A 20,251-nucleotide genomic window follows, 5' to 3' on the forward strand; every position below is an offset into this window, starting at 1 on the left:
CATCAGCCCCTCACGCTCTCACCGAGGTCATGGTTCGGAAAAATCCTGCTGGTGTGCGTGAAATCTCCCCTTGACCTCAAGGTAGCTTGAGGTCCTAGGCTCAAAACCATCGATCATGATCGCCATCCGATTTTACTGGCTTGCCCATTGGCGGCCTCGGCTTTGCCGTACGAAAGGAGGACTCCGTGATCTCTCCGTTGTCTATCAATTGGACGATGCTCAACACCCTGCGTGCTCTGCCAGGTCCTGAGGCCCTGAGACCGACAGCATCATTGATGGAAATAACTCAGGCGGTACGCCTGAAGCCGGTTGTGGTCAGGCCCATGTTGACTGATCTGGTGAGGGAAGGTCTTGCTCGGGAATACACGACGCATTGCGGTCTGCAATATGCCAGAACGAATGAAGGCGACCAGAAAATCCAAATGATAAGGGATTGGCTCCGATAGGACCAATTCAGCCATCTCCAATCACCAGCTGTTCACATTCTATACGCTGGGCGATTCTCCAAAAAAATCTGCTGAACGAGAACTCCGGAGTGCCCGCGTGCTCCTGGGGTAATAGGGAGGGCATGCATGGGCAAAGCACTTCAGGGCGTGCGGATTCTCGACTTCACGCATGTGCAGTCGGGGCCGACCTGCACCCAGTTGCTCGCCTGGTTCGGCGCCGACGTCATCAAGGTCGAACGGCCGGGCGAGGGTGACATCACCCGCGGCCAGCTGCGCGACCTGCCGGACGCCGACAGCCTGTATTTCACCATGCTGAACCACAACAAGCGGTCCATCACCCTCGACACCAAGACGCCCAAGGGCAAGGAGGTGCTGGAGGCGCTGATCAAGACCTGCGACGTAATGGTCGAAAACTTCGCCCCCGGCGTGCTCGATCGCATGGGCTTCACCTGGGAACGCATCCAGGAACTGAACCCCGCGATGATCGTCGCGTCGGTCAAGGGCTTCGGCCCCGGGCCGTTCGAGAACTGCAAGGTGTACGAGAACGTCGCTCAATGTGCGGGCGGCGCCGCCTCGACCACCGGCTTCGACGACGGCCCGCCGATGGTCACCGGCGCCCAGATCGGTGACAGCGGCACCGGGCTGCATCTGGCGCTGGGCATCGTCACCGCGCTCTACCAGCGCAAGGAAACCGGCCGGGGCCAGAAGGTGCTGGCCGCCATGCAGGACGCCGTGCTGAACCTGTGCCGTGTCAAGCTGCGCGACCAGCAGCGCCTGGCCCATGGGCCGCTGAAGGAATACCCGCAATACCCGAACGGCGAGTTCGGCGACACCGTGCCGCGCGCCGGCAACGCCTCGGGTGGCGGTCAGCCGGGCTGGATCCTGAAGTGCAAGGGCTGGGAGACGGATCCCAACGCCTACATCTACTTCATCGCCCAGGCCCCGGTTTGGAAGTCGATCTGCAAGGTCATCGGCAAGGAGGAGTGGATCACCGATCCCGACTACGCCACCCCGGTGGCCCGCCTGCCGCGCCTGATGCAGATCTTCGGCACCGTCGAGGAGTGGACCAAGACCCTGAGCAAGTTCGAGGTCATGGACATCCTCAACAAGTACGACATCCCCTGCGGCCCGATCCTGTCGATGAAGGAGATCGCCGAGGACAAGTCGCTCTACGAGACCGGCACGCTGGTCGAGGTGGAGCATCCGACCCGCGGCAGCTACCTGACGGTCGGCAACCCGATCAAGCTGTCCGACAGCCCGACGGAGGTCACCCGCTCGCCGCTGCTGGGCGAGCACACCGACGAAATCCTGCGCGACGTGCTGGGATTTGACGAACAGAGCATCACCCAGGCGCATGAAAGCGGCGCACTGGGGCCGGCCCAGACACGCATCGCCGCCGATTAGGACCGGGTCACGACCGGGCAACCAGCACCGGCAACACAAAAAAGCATGCACCGAGACTCCGCCCCTTCCAACGACCGTTCGCCTCTGCCCGCCCTGCGGGATTTCAGACTGACAGACAGGAGAGGGACCATTATGACTGCTGTAATCGATCCGGCCCGCGTCGGACGCCCGACCGAGGTGGTGCGCCGCCTTCTCGATGCCGCGAAGGTCGAAGGCCGTACCTCCTTGACCGCACCGGAAGCCAAGGAACTTTGCGATCTGTACGGCATTCCGGTGCCGCGCGAAGGACTGGCCCGCAGCGCCGATGACGCCGTCCGGCTCGCCGAAGGCATGGGGTTCCCGGTGGTGATGAAAATCGTGTCGCCGCAAATCCTGCACAAGACGGAAGCCGGCGGCGTGCTGGTCGGCGTTCCCGACGCCAATACGGTGCGCGATGGGTACAAGACCATCATGGATCGTGCACGCGCCTACGATCCGAAAGCCGAGTTGATCGGCGTTCAGGTCCAACAGATGGTGACGGGCGGAACCGAGGTCATCGTCGGCTCGATCACCGATCAGAGCTTCGGCAAGCTGGTCGCCTTCGGTCTCGGCGGCGTGCTGGTCGAGGTGCTGAAGGACGTCACCTTCCGCTTGGCCCCGGTGACACGGGAGGATGCCGAGGCGATGCTCGACGGCATCCAGGCCGCGGACATGCTGAAAGGGGTGCGCGGCGGCAAGCCGGTCGATCGCGCCGCTCTCGCCGACCTGATCGTCAACGTCTCCCGCCTTGTCGACGATGTGCCGGAGATCGTGGAACTCGACCTGAACCCGGTCTTCGCCCGCGAGGACGGCGCCATCGCCGCCGACGTGCGCGTGGTCCTGGACTTCGAGGCGAAGACGCCGCGCTACCGCCCGACGCCGGACCAGATCGTGCGGCAGATGAACCGCATCATGAAGCCCGACGCGGTGGCGGTGATCGGTGCCTCGTCGGAAGACGGGAAGATCGGCAACTCGGTGATGAAGAACCTCATCAACGGGGGCTACAAGGGGAAAATCTACCCGATCCACCCCAAGGCCGACGACATCCTGGGCTACAAGGCCTACCGAAGCGTCAAGGATGTGCCTGGTGACATCGACGTGGCGGTCTTCGCCATCCCGGCCAAATTCGTCGCGCAAGCCCTGACTGAGGTCGGTGAAAAGCGGATCCCCGGCGCCGTGCTGATCCCCTCGGGCTTCGCTGAAACGGGCAATGTCGAGGGGCAGGACGCCATCGTCGAGATCGCCCGTAAATACGACGTGCGCCTGATGGGGCCGAACATCTACGGCTTCTATTATACGCCCAAGAATCTCTGCGCCACCTTCTGCACGCCCTATGACGTGCGGGGCACGGCCGCCCTGTCCTCGCAATCCGGCGGCATCGGCATGGCGATCATCGGCTTCAGCCGCTCGGCCAAGATGGGCGTGTCGGCCATCGTCGGCCTCGGCAACAAGTCGGACATCGACGAGGACGACCTGCTTTATTTCTTCGAGCAGGATGACAACACCCAGGTCGTCGCCATGCATTGCGAGGATCTGAAGGACGGCCGGGCCTTTGCGGATGCCGCCAAGCGGGTGTCCAAGAAGAAGCCGGTGGTCGTCCTGAAAGCCGGCCGCACCTCGATGGGTGCGCGGGCGGCCAGTTCCCACACCGGTGCGCTCGCCGGCAACGACAAGATCTATGAGGATGTCCTGGCTCAGAGCGGCGTCGTTCGCGCCCGCAGCCTTCAGGATCTGCTCCAGTTTGCCCGCGGCATTCCGGTGCTTCCGACACCGAAGGGCGAGAATGTCGTCATCATCACCGGGGCCGGCGGATCCGGCGTGCTGCTGTCGGACGCTTGCGTGGACAACGGCCTGTCATTGATGACGATGCCTCCCGATCTCGACACGGCGTTCCGCAAGTTCATCCCGCCCTTCGGGGCCGCCGGCAATCCGGTGGACATCACCGGGGGCGAGCCGCCGACCACCTACAAGAACACCATCCGCCTCGGTCTGGAGGATGACCGCATCCATTCCCTGATCCTGGGCTATTGGCATACGATCATCACCCCGCCGATGGTGTTCGCCCAGCTCGTCGTCGACGTTAAGGATGAGATGAAGGCGAAGGGAATCGAGAAGCCGATCGTCGCCTCGCTGGCCGGCGACGTACAGGTGGAGGAGGCCGCCGCCTTCCTCTATGAACACGGCATCGTCGCTTATCCCTATACCACCGAAACCCCGGTTGCCGTGCTGGGCGCCAAATACAAGTGGGCCCGCGCAGCCGGCCTCCTCTGACCATGGCCATCGAGCCGACGCCGTCGGCGCAGCGGAGGTTCCGTCAGCCGCTTCCGGCTGACATCAGATCAAGCTGACATCAGATCAACAAGGGATGAGACCGGCCATGCTCGATCCAGTGACCTACGATCGGGATCTCAGCGTAGGCGATGTGGCAAAACGCTCAGGAGTCGCGGTTTCGACACTCCACTTCTATGAGCACAGAGGCCTGATAAAAAGCTGGCGCAGTGATGGCAATCAGCGTCGCTATACCCGGGATGTCCTTCGCCGGGTTGCAGTCATAAAGGTCGCGCAACGGCTCGGCCTCTCCCTGGGGTCGATTGCGGCGGCGCTTGACGTATTGCCCAAGGACCGTTCGCCGACCGCCGAGGACTGGAGGAGGATGTCAAGTGCGTGGCGCGATGAGCTGGACGACCGTATCACCAAGCTCGCACGGCTTCGTGATGAACTTGACCATTGTATTGGGTGTGGCTGTCTGTCGATCAGTGACTGTCCCTTGCGGAATCCCTGGGACGTGCTCTCCGCGTCCGGTCCGGGCCCGCGACTGCTCGACCCGCTTTGACCCTCGGTGAACAGCGGTGTCTTGAGTCCTGTCATCCCCAGTTCCACCTGCGGCGGCAGCCCATCCGGAACTGGGGGTGACAGACTTCTGGTGGCAGTCGGGCTTTTGGTTTGCGGCGGTGGATTGCCGTTAGGAGAGCGAATAACCCAGTTTCCGTATCCAGGCCCTGATGCCGCTGGAGGCGGGGACGTCGGCGCCGGCGACCAGATCAACCGTCCGGCGGATGGCGCCGTCATAGTCGATGCGGAGCTGGCCGACGACGTTGCCGCAAACTAGCGGCCGACCAGTTGCCTCCGCAACGCCTTCATCTCCTCGAAGCGGGCCGTTACGTCACGCATCACCGATGCCATGCCCACCATGATGCCCTGGTCGTTGTAGACCGGAATGATCGTGAACTCCGTCGAGATGCGGTGACCGTCCTTATGCAAGGCGGGAACCGACAGCAGATCACCCTTTCCGTAGTGGGTCTGCCCGCTCGCTATGACCCGGTCATAGCCCTCCCAGTGCCGGTCGCGTTGACGTTCGGGAATGATGATGTCCAGGCTCTGCCCCAGCGCCTCGGCCGCACTGAACCCGAAGATGCGCTCCGCTCCCGCATTCCAGAAGCGGATCACGCCATTGCGGTCGGAATAGACAATCGCATCCGCGGCGGCATGGAGCAGAGCGTGACCGAGGCGGTGCTGCTCCTGGATGGAGAGCGAGTGGTCGGAAAAGCGTGAGGTCTCCATGGCGCAGTCTTCTCACTTCCTGTTTGCTTGTTTTTAGGTCGAGGGCAAAAGCCGCCGGCTAAGCGCTGGTCCGCCGCCGGGAACGGCCGAAATATGCGGCGCGCTTATTTTCCAGTTCGGTCGTGTTGCTCCTGAACTTGAACAGGTCCTTGCGGGAGACGAGGCCCAACAGATGGCGGCTGGCCGGATCGATGATCGGCACCCGGCTGACATCATGCTTGATCATCAGGTCAACCAAGCGGCCCAGCACCGTGTCGGGATGCGCCACGACCATCGACCGGTCGGATAGGGCATCGTCGAGAGTCGCTCCACCATCCTGGTCCGAACCGGTCCAGCGCAGGACATCGGTGCGCCCCACCATGCCGATCACGCGACCTTCGCGGTCGACCAGCGGATAGGATTTATGGCGGTGTTCGGCGGTCGTGAAAAAGGCGACGGCCTCGTCCACCGTCATCGTCCCTGGCAAGGTGTCGACCGCAGTCACCATCACGTCCGAGGTTCGCAGAAGCTCGAACGGGTCGGTGCTGTATTCGCGTGTGAGGTGATGGCCACGGCGTGCGATCTTCTCGGTCAGGATCGAACGCTTCAGCAGCAGCACGGTCACCGCGTAGGACGCGGCGGTCGCCGCCAGCAGCGGCAACAGGGTGTCGAGGTTGCCGGTGAGTTCAACGGCGAAGACGATCCCGGTGAGCGGCGAGCGCATCGTTCCACCCATCATCGCCGCCATCCCGAGCAATGCCCACAATGACGGGTCGCCAGGCAGCGCCAGTCCAACCAGCCATCCGGAGGCTCCGCCCAGGATCAGCAGCGGCGCCAGCACGCCGCCGGACGTACCGGAGCCCAGCGCCACGACCCAGATGATCAGCTTGACGACCAGAACACCCAAGACCTCGCGCACTCCGGTTCCAGGTGACAGCAGGTCGCGGATCACGTCATAGCCGACGCCCATTGCCCTCGGTTCGATCAGGCCGCCCAAGCCGACAACGATCCCGCCGATCGCCGGGCACCACATCCAATGGATGGGCAACCGATCGAACAGGTCCTCCACCTTGTAGAGCATGATTGTCATCAGCCCGGATTGCAGACCGGCGACGATGCCAAGGCCGATGCACGCAATCAGCCCCCACCAGGGGAGAGCGACCGGTCCCGTGAAAGGAAACAGGGGGCCGGTGCCGAACAGCAGGGGGCGCCAGGCCGCCGAAATCAGGCAGCCGGCAACCACCGGAAGGAAACTGCGCGGCTTCCATTCGAACAGAAGGAGTTCGACCGCGAGCAGCAGAGCGGCAACGGGTGTGCCGAAGATCGCGGTCATGCCGGCCGCGGCGCCGGCGACCAGCAGTGTCTTGCGCTCGGCGGCGCTCAGATGGAAGCATTGGGCGAAGAGCGAGCCGATCGCGCCGCCCGTCATGATGATCGGGCCCTCGGCTCCGAAAGGACCACCGGTTCCGATCGAGATCGCCGACGACAGCGGTTTCAGGACAGCCACCTTCGGCTGCAGCCGGCTTCCGCCGATCAGGATCGCTTCGATCGCTTCCGGAATGCCGTGGCCACGGATTTTGTCGCTGCCGAAGCGGGCCATCAGTCCGATTGCCAGCCCGCCAAGGGCGGGAGCAGCCACCACCCACAGCGATGGCTCCAACACGCCCAGCGACACGTCTGCGGTGCTGAGGCGGCCGAACCAGACCATGTTGGTGACCAGGGCGATCAGCTTGATCAGCACCCAGGCCGCCACCGTCCCTCCGCTGCCGACGAACAGGGCCATGGCGATCAGCATCAGGACGCGGCGATCGGTGGTGAAGTCGGCAAGCATCTTGGACGGCGCCGTACGGTCTTGAACCCTTGAGGACGGGAGCATGCAGAAAGCCAATGAGTTGGGGAAATGCGGGCGATCCGGGGTGAGCGGCGGTACTGGCCGCCCACGCCGTTCCTTGCGTTTATATCGTGATCCGATATATTTCAAGCCGGAACAACGGTCGGGTTGATATGAGCGACGATGAGAGGACAGCCGCAAAATTGGCGGCCGGAAGCAGGATGGATCGGGTCAACGGCCCGATCAGGTCGAGCGATTATCAAGCCTTGGCCGAATTTCGCCACACACTCCGCCGCTTTCTGGCGTTCAGTGAAGCCGCGGCCCGGACCAGCGGCCTTACTCCGCAGCAGCATCAGGCAATCCTGGCGATCAAAGGGCATGGCGATGGTGGAATGAGCATCGGGGACTTGGCCGACAAGCTTCTGGTTCGCCATCACAGTGCCGGCGAGTTGGTAGACCGGCTGGTGAAGGCGGATTTGGTCGTCCGCCTGGAAAGTGCCGACGACCGACGTCGCGTGGTCCTTGTCCTGACGCCACAGGCGGAAGCCGTCCTGGAAGACCTGTCGGCAGTCCACCTGGATGAGCTGAGGAAAACAAAGCCCTTGCTGCTGGCGTTGCTTAACGCCTTGCCCTGAGTAGACAAGAAAATGGCGAGGCTGATGTGATCGGGTCACCGGCCTCAGCAGCGGCTATGGAAATTTTAGATGCAAACCATCGGGGAAATTCGCTGTTGCTCTTTGCGAGTGCACCCTAGGCTTCATGCGATCTGTCACGAGCTGCCGAGCACGGGGTCAGAGATCGCCGTGCAACGATCTCGGCAGATGCGGAAGGCACCGGTGGTTCAGCTTTCGGCGCAGGCTGGAACACGCAATCGAAGAGGCTGAGCATGGAAAACAACAAAACTGCGCAGACCATTGCCGCGGCCAACGGCATCGGGAGCGACGCGGCGTTCGGTGCGGTGACGCCACCGATCTACCTGTCGACCACCTATCGCTTTCCCGGCTTCGAGAAACCCGGATCTTACGACTATTCGCGGACGGCGAACCCGACACGCGATCAGCTTGCCGATACCCTGGTGAAGCTCGAGGGCGGCGCCGGTGCCGTGATCACGGCTACGGGCATGGCTGCGGTCGACCTGCTGCTGACGACGCTCAGTCCAGGGCAGTTGGTGGTTGCGCCGCATGATTGCTACGGCGGCACCTATCGTCTGCTCTCCATGCGTGCGGCAAAGGGCCAGTTCGACGTGGTGTTCGTCGATCAGAACGTCGAAGCCAGCTTGGCGGCGGCTCTCGCGCGCAGCCCTGCTCTGATTCTTCTGGAAACCCCGAGCAATCCGCTGATGCGGGTCACGGATATTGCCCGGATTGCCGAGCAGGGGAGGGCGGTGGGAGCCAAGATTGCCGTCGACAACACCTTCCTTTCACCCGCGCTCCAGCAACCCATTGCCCTGGGAGCGGACTTCGTCATCCATTCGACGACCAAATACCTCAACGGTCATTCGGATGTCGTAGGGGGAGCCTTGATCGCGGCGGACCCGCAGGACCTGAAAGGCCTTGAGGATTGGGCCAACGCGACCGGCGTCACCGGCTCGCCATTTGACGCATACATGACGTTGCGCGGCGTGAGAACGCTGTTTCCCCGGCTGGAGCATCAGCAGCGCAACGCCATTGCCATCGCCAACTTCCTGGATCGCCATCCCTGCGTCGAGGCCGTGCATTATCCCGGCCTGCCGTCCCACCCCAGTCACGCGATTGCGGTGCGCCAGCAGCGTGGTTTTGGGGCGATGTTGAGTTTCAACATCAAGGGGGGCGCAGATGGCGCGCGCTGTTTCGTGGAATCGGTCAGGCTGTTCACACTCGCAGAGTCTCTCGGCGGCGTGGAAAGCCTCGTAGCCCATCCGGCGACGATGACCCATGCCAGTATGGGGGCCGAGGCGCGGCGGGTGGCCGGCATCGACGACAGCCTGCTGCGGTTGTCCATCGGCCTGGAAGGAGAAAGCGATCTTCTCATGGATTTGGACCAGGCACTGGAGGCGGTATCCAGAAGCATCGCCTGATGATTGAACGGCGCCGATTTTTTCGGAGACCATCAAGCAGTTCAACGATGGGAGACGCCTAGAATGAAATCAAAGTACTTAACCCTTTCACTCTTTGGTATCAGCCCTATGCCACCCTTCCGTGAGCACGGCTGAGTTGTAGGGTCGACTCAGCACGTTACAACCCGAGACAGCGCATGCTGAAGGAGGGTGAAGATGGCTGAACGCCTGACCAAATCGGCCACGCGGAACATCTTCTACGGCGGCTCCGCATTCTTCTTTGTGGTTTTTGTCCTTCTGACCGCCCACAGCCACTATTACATGCGAACCGTCAGCACCGACGAATCGACGCTGACCGAGAGCGTGATTCGCGGCAAACATGTGTGGGAGAAGAATTCCTGCATCAATTGCCACACGCTGCTCGGGGAGGGTGCCTATTTCGCGCCGGAACTCGGCAATGTGTGGGTCCGCTATGGTGGACGCGACGATCCGCAGGGCGCACGCGACGCGCTGAAGGCGTGGATGCAATCGCAGCCGAGCGGTGTCGAAGGGCGCCGCCAGATGCCGCAATTCAATCTCACCGACCAGGAACTCGACGATCTGGTCGATTTCCTGGAATGGACCAGCCGCGTCAAGACCCAGGGCTGGCCACCGAACAACGCGGGCTGAGGGGGGGACCATCGGATGAGATTCGCCACGCAACGCATCGCCTACTGGTACTTCGTCTGCGCCATGGCGCTGTTCGGTGTCCAGATCCTGTTCGGGGCCCTGGCCGGAACCGTCTATGTGATCCCGAACTTCCTGTCGGAGATCCTGCCCTTCAACATCCTGCGCATGATCCACACCAACGCGCTGATCGTCTGGCTTCTGCTGGGCTTCTTCGGCGCCGCCTATTACCTGATCCCGGAGGAGGCGGAGCGCGACATCGAAAGCCCGATGCTGGCCTATGCCCAGCTGGTGATCCTGATGGTCGGTGCGCTGGGGGCGGTCGGCAGCTACCTGCTGGGCATTCATGGCGGGCGCGAGTTCCTGGAACAGCCGCTGTGGGTCAAGATCGGCATCGTCGTGGCGGCGCTGATCTTCCTCTACAACGTCTCGCTGACGGTTCTGCGCGGGCGGCGCACGGCGGTCACCAATGTGCTGCTGCTCGGACTCTGGGGCTTGGCGATCTTCTTCCTATTCGCCTTCTACAATCCCGGCAACATCGCGGTGGACAAGCTGTACTGGTGGTACGTCGTCCATCTGTGGGTGGAGGGGGTATGGGAGCTGATCATGGCCTCCATCCTCGCCTTCCTGGTCATCAAGATGACCGGCGTCGATCGCGAGGTGGTGGAGAAATGGCTCTACGCCATCGTCGGCCTCGCCCTGTTCTCCGGCCTGCTCGGCACCGGGCATCATTACTACTGGATCGGCGCGCCCGGCTATTGGCAGTGGATCGGCTCCGTCTTCTCGACGCTGGAGGTGGCCCCGTTCTTCGCCATGGTGCTGTTCGCCTTCTCCATGGCCTGGAAGGGGCGGCGCGACCACCCGAACAAGGCGGCCTTCCTGTGGACGCTCGGCACGCCGGTGATGGCCTTTTTCGGGGGCGGCGTCTGGGGCTTCCTGCACACCCTGTCCTTCGTCAACTATTACAGCCACGGCACCCAGGTCACCGCGGCGCATGGGCATCTCGCCTTCTTCGGCGCCTATGTGATGCTGAACCTGTCGATGATCTCCTATGCCATGCCCAACCTGCGCGGCCGTGCGCCCTACAACCAGGTGCTCAACATGTGGAGCTTCTGGATCATGACCTCGGCGATGGCCTTCATGACCTTCACCCTGACCTTCGCCGGCGTCGTCCAGGTCCATCTCCAGCGCGTCATGGGCATCACCTACATGGAGGTGCAGGAACAGCTGGCGCTGTTCTATTGGATGCGGCTCGGCTCCGGTATCGTCGTGGCGCTGTCGGTGCTGCTCTTCCTCTACGCGATGTTCGGCCCGGCCCGCGAACAGCTCCCGCGGCGCTCGCGGCCCTCGGTGGCACCGGCTGAATGACGACCGGGCCGGAGGGCATGGCGGTCCCCTTCTATGCGGCGACCGGGAACGAGGTGGCGCTGTTCGAGCACGCCCACCGCAACCGGTTGCCGCTTTTGCTGAAGGGGCCGACCGGCTGCGGCAAGACCCGCTTCGTCGCCCACATGGCGGCGCGTCTGGGCCGGCCGCTGCACACCGTGTCCTGCCACGACGACCTGACCGCCGCCGACCTGACGGGCCGTTACCTGCTGAAGGGCGGCGACACCGTGTGGGTTGACGGTCCGCTGACCCGTGCCGTGCGGGAGGGCGCCGTCTGTTACCTCGACGAGGTGGTGGAGGCGCGCAAGGACGTCACCGTCGTGCTGCACCCGCTGACCGACGACCGCCGCATCCTGCCGCTGGAGCGTACCGGTGAGACGCTGGAAGCACCGTCGGACTTCATGCTGGTGGTCTCCTACAACCCCGGCTACCAGAACATCCTGAAATCCCTGAAGCCCAGCACCCGCCAGCGTTTCGTCGCCATCAGCTTCGACTTCCCGGCGCCGGAGGCGGAGACGGCCATCGTCGCGCGGGAAAGCGGGCTGGAGCATGACCAGGCCGCTCCGCTGGTCCGCCTCGCCAACGCGCTGCGCGCCCTGAAAGGCCAGGATCTGGAGGAAGGTGTGTCGACCCGCCTGCTGATCTATTGCGCCACGCTGATCCGCTCCGGGATGCCGCGCGACGAGGCGGTTCTGGCCGCCATGGTGGAGCCGCTGACCGACGACGACGAGGTGAAGGCGGCCCTGCTGCGGACCGCCGAACTCACGATCGGGTGAGGAACGCCATGGCATCTTTCTGGGAACCGGAGGAATTCGTCGGCGGCCTGTGGCACCGCCTCGTCGGCAACACCGCCTCCTACCGGCATTATCCGGAGGCCGCGGTCCGGTTGGACGACATGCGCGTCCGCCTTGGCGTGCTGTTCCGCGCGATCGGCGGCCCCGGCGCCGTCCGCCTCGCCGCCGGCACCGCCGAGACCTCTTACCACCGGCTCGGTCTGCGCCAGCGCCTTGGGCTGGACGCCGAAAAGCTCCCGCGCCCGCGCTACGACGGCGTGACGCTTCATCTGCCGGACCGCATCGACCTGTTCGCCGAGCGCTCGCTCAATGCCGGACTTTATGAGTGGCTGGCCGCCTTCTTCGCCCATGCGCCGCCCGCGCTTCCGCTCCCGTACGACCCTCTACGGGCCGATCTCTTCCGTCTGCGCAGTGCCCGGATGGCAACCGACCGGGCACTCGACGGACTGCCCGGACTGCGCCCGCTGCACGACCGCCTGTGCGCCGCCCTTCGTGCGGCGCGGCCTGCCCGACGCCTGACCGGGCAGGAGGCCGCGGTGGAGGCTCTGGTCATGGCTCTGCTCGGCGCCGACATCCAGCCCGACCGGACGCTGTCGGCTTTGATCGCGGACCCGGCGGCGCCGCTCGACGGCATTCGCTCCGCTCCCGATTATCGTCCCTTCCTGCCGGTGCCGCTGTGGGGGGAGATATCGGCCCCGCCCGCCGGCAGCGCCCCCGCCGCCGGCACGGAAGAGGAGGCCGGAAGCGGCGAGGAAGCCGACGGCAAACGCCGCAAGGCGTCGCGGCGGAACAGCGACCAGACGCAGCGCGACGACCCGCTGATGCTGAACCGCTTCGAGAAAATCCTGGGCTTGGCCGAGATGGTCAACCTGAACCGCAAGGTCGAGGATGATGACGCGGAGAATGCCCGCAAGGCCGCCGAAGACCTCGACGAGATCGCGCTCGGCGAACACGAGCGCCGCGTGGCCACCCGCCTCAAGCTCGACCTCGATCTTGCGCCCGCGGATGCCGACCTAGCACCGCTCACCGCCGAAGTCCTGTATCCGGAATGGGATTGGAAGCGTCGTCGCTACTTGCCGGACCATTGCCGCGTGATCGCCGAACCCGCCGCATTGGAAGGGGAGGAGTGGCGGCCGGACGATGACGCGCTACGCCGCATCCGTTTGGTGCGGCGCCAGTTCGAAGCGATGCGCCCCCGGCGCCAACGCCTGCCCGTCCAGCCCGACGGCGACGAACTCGACCTCTCCGCCCTGGTCGCGTCGGTCGCCGACCGCCGCGCCGGCGGCTGCGGATCGGACCGGGTGTTCACCGCCGTGCGCAACATCGCCCGCGACCTGTCGGTGTGCGTCCTGGTCGACGTGTCGCTGTCGACCGACAGTTACGTGGAGGACCGCCGCGTGCTCGACGTGGAGAAGGAGGCGCTGCTGGTTCTGACCCACGGGCTGACCGCCTGCGGCGACGAACACGCCATCCTGACCTTCACCTCGCACCGCCGGCAACGGGTGGAGGTGCGCACCGTCAAGGAGTTCCGCCAGCCCCTAAACGCCCGCGTCCTGCGTCGCATCCAGGCGCTGCGGCCCGGCCGCTACACCCGCATGGGGGCGGCCCTCCGCCACGCCACCGCCCAGTTGAAAGACCGCCCTCACACACACCGCCTGCTGCTGGTGCTGACCGACGGCAAGCCCAACGACACCGACCATTACGAGGGCCGCCACGCCGTCGAGGACACCCGCATGGCGGTCCTGGAGGCCCGCCGCGCCGGCCTGAAGCTGTTCGGCGTCACGGTGGACGAGAAGGGTCGCGACTATCTCCCCTTCATCTTCGGCCCCGGCGCCTATGCCATCTTTCCGCATGTGGGCCGCCTGTCCGCGGCGTTGCCCGCCCTTTATCGCCAATTGACGGGGTGACGGACCCCCGAAGGAGAGCCGCCATGCGCAAGATCGCCGCACTCGCCCTGTTGGGGTTTGCCTTGATGCCGGCCCCGGTCTGGTCGCAAGCCAACCTCCGGCCGGATTCCAACCTGCGGGTGCCGCCCCAGCCCGGCCAGTCGCTCCCCTATGAGGACGCCCTGTTCCTCAAGGAAGCCGCCCTCGCCAGCCGCGGGCAAGCCGAGTTGGGACGCCTCGCCGCCGAGAAGGCACCCGACGACGCCCTGCGCACGCTGGCACAGCGCATCGCGGACACCCACAAGACGCTCGGCAATGAACTCGAGCGTCTGTCCTCGTCCCGCACTCTGCCGCCGGCAAGCCAGCTGAAGCCGGAGGAAGCGGACCGCTTCGGCGCCGCCGGAGCCGTCACCAATCCGGCCAATGCGCGGGAGGATCTGACCGCCAAGGCGGTTCAATCGCTGTCGGGGGCGAGCGGCGAGGCCTTCGGCAAAGCCTATGTCGAGGCCCAGTTGCGGCTGCACGACAGGCTGGTCGATCTCTACCAGACCGAGGCGTCGAATTCGCCAGACCGCGAGCTTTCGACCTTCGCCATCACCAGCCTGGTGGCCATCCAGAAGGACCGCGATGCCCTGCGCCAGATGGCCGGCCGCTTCGGCATCGAGACCCATCGCGAGGGACAGGCCATCCAGTACGGCGATCCGGCCAAAGCCCGTTGATCTGGAGGATCATGATGCGACCAGATGCTTGATTGGGCATCGAGACGATTTGGTACGACAGGTTTGATGGATCGCAAAGATGCCCTCTGCTGATCACGTTATGCTTTCCTGTATCTCGCTCTCAGCAATTGGGTGACGCATATGACCAGCTCGCAGTGCGGGCCGCAGACAGTCGTCGGCATGAAGGTCGCCAAAGTGGACAGCACTGGCAGCCTCGTGTTCGATGCGGCACTTGTCGCTCCGCTCCTTGGGCTCGTGCCCGGAACGTTTATGGAAGAACTGAAAAGGGGCATGGTTTACCAGCTGTACGAACAGGGGACGGAGGAGGATAGCGGGAAGATGCGGGTGACGTTCCGTTACCGTGCGCGGCAGTCGGTCTTGATTTTGGATGCTTTCGGGCGCGCGCTTCATGTCGGATGAGAGTGCCGCCGACGGTTCTGTTGCAGCGTTTGCGTCCGGGTGACGATCGGGTAAAACCCAGCCCTTTTTGGCGGCTGGGGTGACACGGTGGCGCGCGGCGGAAAGAGCCCGTTCAAGGGGCGGCGGTTCACGGCGGAGTGATCCTGTGGACGGTGCGTTGGTACCTGCAGCGATCCTCATCGCCCGCCTTCAAAACCTGTAACGAAACCTTGAAAAGCGCCTGAAGAGAACGCTTGGCCCGCCTGCTTGTCATACCCCCTCCCCCTGTTGCCCCTGCTGGGTAAGGGTGGCGATGAAGCGTTGGGTGCGTTCGCGGGTGGGGTGGGTGAACAGCGCCTGCGATGGACCGGCTTCCACCACCTGTCCCGCATCGAGGAACACCACCTCATGCGCGATGCGCGATGCGAGACGCAGGTCGTGGGTGGCAATCACCATGGTTGTGCCCTCGGCGGCCAGAGTGCCAAGGACCTCCACCACCTCGCCCGACAGTTCCGGATCGAGGGCGGAGGTCGGCTCGTCGCACAGCAGCACCCGCGGTGACGGGGCGAGCGCGCGGGCAATGGCAACGCGCTGCTGCTGCCCGCCGGACAGGGTTGCCGGCCAAGCGTCTGCCTTGTGGTCCATGCCGACCTTGCGAAGCAAGGCCATGGCATGGTCGCGCGCCTTTTCGGCCGGCCATTTCTGCACGGTTATCAGCCCTTCCATCACATTCTCCACCGCAGTGCGGTGGGGGAAGAGCTGGAAGTTCTGGAACACCATCCCGGTCTGGCCGCGCAGCCGCTGGATGTCCTTCCAGCCGGGCTTGCCGCCGGGATGGAAGGTCAACTCCTCCTCCCCGATTTGCACAGTGCCGGAGGTGGGAATCTCCAGCAGGTTGATGCAGCGCAAAAGCGTGCTCTTGCCGCCGCCGGATGGGCCGATCAGGGCGGTGACGCGCCCTTCCTCGACCGTGACCGACACGCCTTTCAGCACGGTCAGGTCGCCGAAACGCTTTTCGATGTTCGTCAGCCGGATCAAGACTTGGCCTCCAGGAAACCGCCATACTGGCCGAGCCGCCGCTCCATCCGGACCTGCAGCGCCGACAGCACGGAACTGAGCACCAGATAGATCAATGCCGCCTCCACATACAGGATCAGCGGCTCATAGGTCGTCGCTACGATGCGCTGGGCCGCCTGGAACAGCTCCGGCACCGTGATGGCGGCGGCGAGCGAGGTGTCCTTCACCAGCGAAATGAAGCTGTTGGAGAGCGGCGGCACGGCGACGCGGGCGGCCTGCGGCAGGATGGTGCGCCGCATGGCCTGGGACCAGCTCATGCCGATGGAGTAGGCAGCCTCCCACTGTCCCTTCGGCACCGAGCCGATGACGGCGCGGATGATCTCCGAGGTGTAGGCGCCGACATTCAGCGTAAAGCCGATCAGGGCGGCCGGGAAGGCGTCCAGCACGATGCCGGCGCTGGGCAGGCCGTAGAAGATCAGGAAAAGCTGCACCAGCAGCGGCGTGCCGCGGATGATCCAGACATAGAAGCGGACTATGGCGGCAAGTGGCGCCGGCCCGAACAGCCGGACCACCGCAGCCACCAGCCCGACGATCAGGCCGAGCGCGAAGGACGCCAGTGTCAGTGGAACGGTGAAGACCAGCGCCGCCCACAGCAGCGACGGAAGCGAGTCCGCCATCAGGGTAAGCCAGTGCAGCACGGGGAAGGTGCCTCTCGCGAAGAAGGAACGACAATGCCCCCGGCCCGGATGGAGCAGGGGGCATTGAGGACCATCAGGTGGTTATTTGGAAACGTCCGCGCCGAAATACTTCTGCGAAATCGTCGTGTAGGTGCCGTCGGCCTTCATAGCGGCCAACGCCTCGTTGATGGCGGCAACCAGCTTGGCCTCGCCCTTGCGGACGATGATGCCGGACTGGTCGGCATTGTCCTGGGTCGCGGCGATCTTCACGTTGGCGTCGGGCTTGTGCTTCTTGAAGTCCAGGAAGGACAGGCTGTCGTTGACCGTCGCATCGGCCCGGCCGTTCAGGACCAGCTGGATCGACTGGTCGAAGCCGTCGGTGCCGACCAGCTGCGCGCCCGACGCCTCGGCCAGCTTGCCGAAGTTGCTGGTCAGCGACTGGGCCGATTTCTTGCCCTTCAGGTCGGCGAAGCCCTTGATGCTGTCATTGTCGCCGCGCACGATCAGAGCGGCGCGGCTGGAAATGTAGGGATCGGAGAAATCATACTTTGCCTTGCGCGCCTCGGTGATCCCGACCTGGTTGATCACGGCATCGTAGCGGTGGGCATCCAGACCGGCGATCAGGCCGTCCCACTTGCCTTCCAGGAACTCCGCCTTCACCCCGATGCGCTTGGCGACCTCACGCCCGATCTCTACGTCGAAGCCGACGAGCGCACCGGAGGCGTCATGATAGGTGAAGGGGGCGTATGTGCCCTCGGTCCCAATCTTCAGCACACCGTCCGCCTTGATGCGGTCCAGATCGGTCTGGGCCCAAGCGGCGGAGGAGGAGACGGCGGCGACCTGGATAAGGCCGGCGACGAGAAGCGATTTTAGCCATTTCATCGGTTGATGCCCGGTGCCTATTGAGTGGGATATCGGGTTGGTCCGCGCCCTTGATGCGCCAGACGATTTCCGCCACGCTACAGCGGAGAGTACATCCTAACAAGGGAATAAGCTTCCTATTTAGCGCAAAGCAGATGTACATAAATCGTGCCAAAAACAAACTATGTTGGGAAATCCGATCCATGTGCGTGACGTGAGTTGCTCGTGGAGCCAAGCAGCCGCTCCAGGGCGGCCCACAATTGGCCCGGCATGACCGGCTTGTGAATCATCCCCAGGCCATACTGGGCGATGTCGCGCGCGCATTCGGCCCCGGTCTCGCCGGTCAGGATGACACCCGGGATCTCCAGTCCCAGATGGCTGCGGACGTCCCGAATTGCCTCGCAACCGTTTCGCCCGGCCCGCAGGCGATAGTCTGCGACGATCACGTCCGGTCGGCGTCCAGCCTCGGTGACGATGGTTACCGCCTGCTCGGAGGAGCCGGAAATCAGCGTGTCGTACCCCCATTCCTCCAACAGGGTCCGCAGCGACATCAGGACGATGGTGTCATCATCGATCACCAGCGCCAAGCGGCCGCGTCCAACGGGAAGGGGCGTCATGTCGTCCTCCGACACGGCCTCCGCCACGTCCGCACCGGCGTCGATTGGAGCCTGGATGGAAAAGACGGAGCCTTCTCCCAGCCTTGATCGGACCCTGACCTCGTGGCCAAGGATTCGCGACAGGCGCTGCACGATCGACAATCCCAGGCCGAGGCCGCGGCTGCGGTCGCGCTCAGGATTGCCGACTTGGTGGAATTCGTTGAAGATCATGGCGATCTGGTCTTCGGGAATACCAATTCCGGTATCGGCAACGTCGATCCATGCATTTTCATTTTCGATCCGACAGGAGGCCGTGATCCCTCCACGCTCGGTGTAGCGGACGGCATTCTCGACGAGATTGCGGATGATCCGCCCGAGCATGGTACGATCGCTGCGGACCACCACGCCACTGCACGATCCGTCGGTCGAGACGGACAGCCCCTTGGTGGCAGCGAGCGGCTGGTAGGAGTCGGCGATTTCCTTGATGAGTGTGTCCAGATCGAAGCTGGACAACTGCGGATTGACCACGCCGGCGTCAAGGCGGGAGACGTCGAGCAGACTGTCGAGAAGCGCCTTCATGGTTTCGGTTCCGCGCTCCAGCATGAGCAGCATGTCCTTTCCGCGCTCATCCTTCACATGCGCGTGCAGCGCGCCACCGAACAGAGCCATTGACTGAAGCGGCTGGCGCAGGTCGTGGCTTGCGGCGGCCAGGAAGCGTGCCTTCGCCCTGTTTGCACGATCGGACTCCTCCTTTGCTGCCCTCAAGGCGACCTCCATCGCCTTGCGGTCGGTGATGTCCACCGTAAGGCCGGACATCCAGACCGGCTGGCCGGCTTCGTCGTAATCGGCCTTGCCGATACCGGCGACCCACCGGATGCCGCCGTCCGGGAGAACGACCCGGTATTCGACGTCATAACTGCCCCGCCGCGACGCCAAGGTCTTTCTGACCACCCTCGTCGCCTCGCTTCGGTCCTCCGGATGGACCGCAGCCAGCCACTCGGCAAAGCGCACATGACCATCGCGGGGCTCCATGCCATGGATCAGGTAGTTGCCGGGCGACCAGCTGATCTCTCCGGACAGGATGTCCCAGGTCCAAGTCCCCGCTCTGGCCGACGCCAGGGCAGCGCTCAGGGTGCGTTCGCTTTCCCGTAACGCCTCTTCCATGGCTTTCCGCCGGGAGATGTCATGGAAGGCCACCACCACCAGCTCCACCCGGTCATCGGCCCCACGTATGGGCACCGCCTCGACAAGAAAGGTGGTTGTCGAGCCGTCGCCGCGGCGGTAGTGCAGCTCCTCTTGCGAGACCACCTCGCCGCGAAGCGCCCGTGCGGGCGGGTACTCGTCGGCGGCCATTGGCGCACCATTGGCGCGAAGGCCGCCGTAGAGGCTGTAGTCGGCGACACCGGACACTGCCGTGATGCTGTGTCCAATCAGCTGCTCGGACGCGGGATTGTGCATGAGCAGGCGTCCCGACGGAGCCTCGATGATGAGCAACCCAATCGGCAGACTGTCGTTGATCGCGCGCAGCAGAAATCTTTCGTGTTCCAGATGTCCGGCCAAGGCGCGGCGTTCATCTTCCGCCGCCCTTTGCTCGGTGATGTCGCGAAAATAGATGGCCACGCCCTTGCGTGACGGGAACACCCGCAGCGCGAACCATCGTCTGGTTCGTGGACCGAGGAACTCGAACTCCACCGGCGTGCGGAGATCCATGGTGTCCTTGAGGCGGGTTTCAAGCTCCGATCCGGTGAGCCAGTCGAAGGCGACCTGTGCCTGCTCTCCGATGACGTCGCGTTCCAGGCCCAAGAGGTCGCGTGCCTGGGGATTCAGGTAGGACACCGTCCAATCGCTCTCGATTTCAGCCACCGCATCGGAGGTGCTTTCCAGAACGGACGACATCCGAGCGGCGGCGGCGGCCTCCTGGCGCCTTGCGATGGCGAGCCGCGATGTTCCGTATGCACCGCCGGCGAACACCAGCC

Annotated in this window: 17 protein-coding genes (1 of these 17 running past the window's edge); 11 read left to right on the forward strand and 6 right to left on the reverse strand. The window is 64.1% G+C overall.

The features are described 5' to 3' along the window. The first annotated feature begins 572 nt into the window (after positions 1-572). The 3 genes from frc (at position 573) to soxR (ending at position 4,701) form a co-directional block, all read left to right on the forward strand. Positions 573-1,850 (forward strand): formyl-CoA transferase, encoded by a 1,278-nt coding sequence (gene frc, locus ACCD06_RS20285; RefSeq protein ID WP_413343025.1) that lies wholly within the window; start codon positions 573-575, stop codon positions 1,848-1,850. A 132-nt stretch (positions 1,851-1,982) separates the two neighbouring features. Beyond that, entirely contained in the window at positions 1,983-4,139 is a 2,157-nt protein-coding gene (locus ACCD06_RS20290) for an acetate--CoA ligase family protein (RefSeq protein WP_413343027.1), read from the forward strand. A 106-nt stretch (positions 4,140-4,245) separates the two neighbouring features. Beyond that, positions 4,246-4,701, forward strand: a complete 456-nt coding sequence (soxR, locus tag ACCD06_RS20295) for a redox-sensitive transcriptional activator SoxR (protein ID WP_109154711.1) — start codon at positions 4,246-4,248, stop codon at positions 4,699-4,701. 272 nt (positions 4,702-4,973) lie between these two features. Here soxR and ACCD06_RS20300 read toward each other — a convergent pair whose 3' ends face one another. Together ACCD06_RS20300 and ACCD06_RS20305 are read right to left on the reverse strand one after the other, a co-directional pair. Beyond that, the gene (locus ACCD06_RS20300) at positions 4,974-5,429 is read right to left on the reverse strand and encodes a PAS domain-containing protein (RefSeq protein WP_413343029.1); all 456 of its coding nucleotides are present in this window, start codon (positions 5,427-5,429) and stop codon (positions 4,974-4,976) included. A gap of 58 nt (positions 5,430-5,487) precedes the next feature. Continuing rightward, on the reverse strand, positions 5,488-7,149 hold the full coding sequence (locus ACCD06_RS20305) for a chloride channel protein (protein WP_413343031.1): 1,662 nt from the start codon (positions 7,147-7,149) through the stop codon (positions 5,488-5,490). A 263-nt stretch (positions 7,150-7,412) separates the two neighbouring features. On the opposite strand from ACCD06_RS20305, the gene ACCD06_RS20310 reads away from it, so the two are divergent. The 8 genes from ACCD06_RS20310 to ACCD06_RS20345 all read left to right on the forward strand — a co-directional run bounded on the left by ACCD06_RS20310 (position 7,413) and on the right by ACCD06_RS20345 (position 15,145). Beyond that, positions 7,413-7,874, forward strand: a complete 462-nt coding sequence (locus tag ACCD06_RS20310) for a MarR family winged helix-turn-helix transcriptional regulator (RefSeq protein ID WP_109157736.1) — start codon at positions 7,413-7,415, stop codon at positions 7,872-7,874. A gap of 251 nt (positions 7,875-8,125) precedes the next feature. Further along, positions 8,126-9,295, forward strand: a complete 1,170-nt coding sequence (gene metB / locus ACCD06_RS20315; RefSeq protein WP_413343034.1) for a cystathionine gamma-synthase — start codon at positions 8,126-8,128, stop codon at positions 9,293-9,295. Positions 9,296-9,490: 195 nt separating this feature from the next. Further along, a complete protein-coding gene (locus ACCD06_RS20320) occupies positions 9,491-9,943 on the forward strand; it encodes a c-type cytochrome (RefSeq protein ID WP_413343035.1) in 453 nt (150 codons plus the stop codon). Positions 9,944-9,958: 15 nt separating this feature from the next. Then, entirely contained in the window at positions 9,959-11,308 is a 1,350-nt protein-coding gene (locus ACCD06_RS20325; RefSeq protein WP_109154706.1) for a cbb3-type cytochrome c oxidase subunit I, read from the forward strand. Next, positions 11,305-12,102, forward strand: a complete 798-nt coding sequence (locus ACCD06_RS20330; protein WP_413343038.1) for a CbbQ/NirQ/NorQ/GpvN family protein — start codon at positions 11,305-11,307, stop codon at positions 12,100-12,102. The genes ACCD06_RS20325 and ACCD06_RS20330 overlap by 4 nt, the downstream gene beginning before the upstream one ends. Positions 12,103-12,110: 8 nt before the next feature. After that, positions 12,111-14,027: a nitric oxide reductase activation protein NorD gene (locus tag ACCD06_RS20335; protein ID WP_413343039.1), complete on the forward strand. Its 1,917-nt coding sequence runs from the start codon at positions 12,111-12,113 to the stop codon at positions 14,025-14,027. Between the two features lie 23 nt (positions 14,028-14,050). Next, positions 14,051-14,725: a DUF4142 domain-containing protein gene (locus ACCD06_RS20340; RefSeq protein ID WP_413343041.1), complete on the forward strand. Its 675-nt coding sequence runs from the start codon at positions 14,051-14,053 to the stop codon at positions 14,723-14,725. 141 nt (positions 14,726-14,866) lie between these two features. After that, on the forward strand, positions 14,867-15,145 hold the full coding sequence (locus ACCD06_RS20345) for a DUF6522 family protein (protein ID WP_413343043.1): 279 nt from the start codon (positions 14,867-14,869) through the stop codon (positions 15,143-15,145). A gap of 249 nt (positions 15,146-15,394) precedes the next feature. Here the strand turns inward: ACCD06_RS20345 and ACCD06_RS20350 are convergent, their stop codons facing one another. The 4 genes from ACCD06_RS20350 to ACCD06_RS20365 form a co-directional block, all read right to left on the reverse strand. Continuing rightward, on the reverse strand, positions 15,395-16,162 hold the full coding sequence (locus ACCD06_RS20350) for an amino acid ABC transporter ATP-binding protein (protein ID WP_413343045.1): 768 nt from the start codon (positions 16,160-16,162) through the stop codon (positions 15,395-15,397). After that, a complete protein-coding gene (locus ACCD06_RS20355) occupies positions 16,159-16,818 on the reverse strand; it encodes an amino acid ABC transporter permease (RefSeq protein WP_247871439.1) in 660 nt (219 codons plus the stop codon). Before ACCD06_RS20355 ends, ACCD06_RS20350 begins: the two co-directional genes overlap by 4 nt. Positions 16,819-16,920: 102 nt before the next feature. Further along, positions 16,921-17,700, reverse strand: coding sequence for an amino acid ABC transporter substrate-binding protein (locus ACCD06_RS20360; protein ID WP_413343047.1), 780 nt, complete (start codon positions 17,698-17,700; stop codon positions 16,921-16,923). Between the two features lie 161 nt (positions 17,701-17,861). Further along, positions 17,862-20,251 carry the 3' portion of a PAS domain S-box protein gene (locus tag ACCD06_RS20365; protein ID WP_413343049.1) on the reverse strand. Its footprint extends 883 nt past the window's final position, so the window shows 2,390 of its 3,273 coding nt (coding positions 884-3,273); the start codon falls outside the window, past its right edge — the gene reads right to left on this strand; the stop codon is at positions 17,862-17,864.

The organism is Azospirillum sp. CT11-132 (assembly GCF_047302835.1).
Lineage (GTDB): Bacteria > Pseudomonadota > Alphaproteobacteria > Azospirillales > Azospirillaceae > Azospirillum.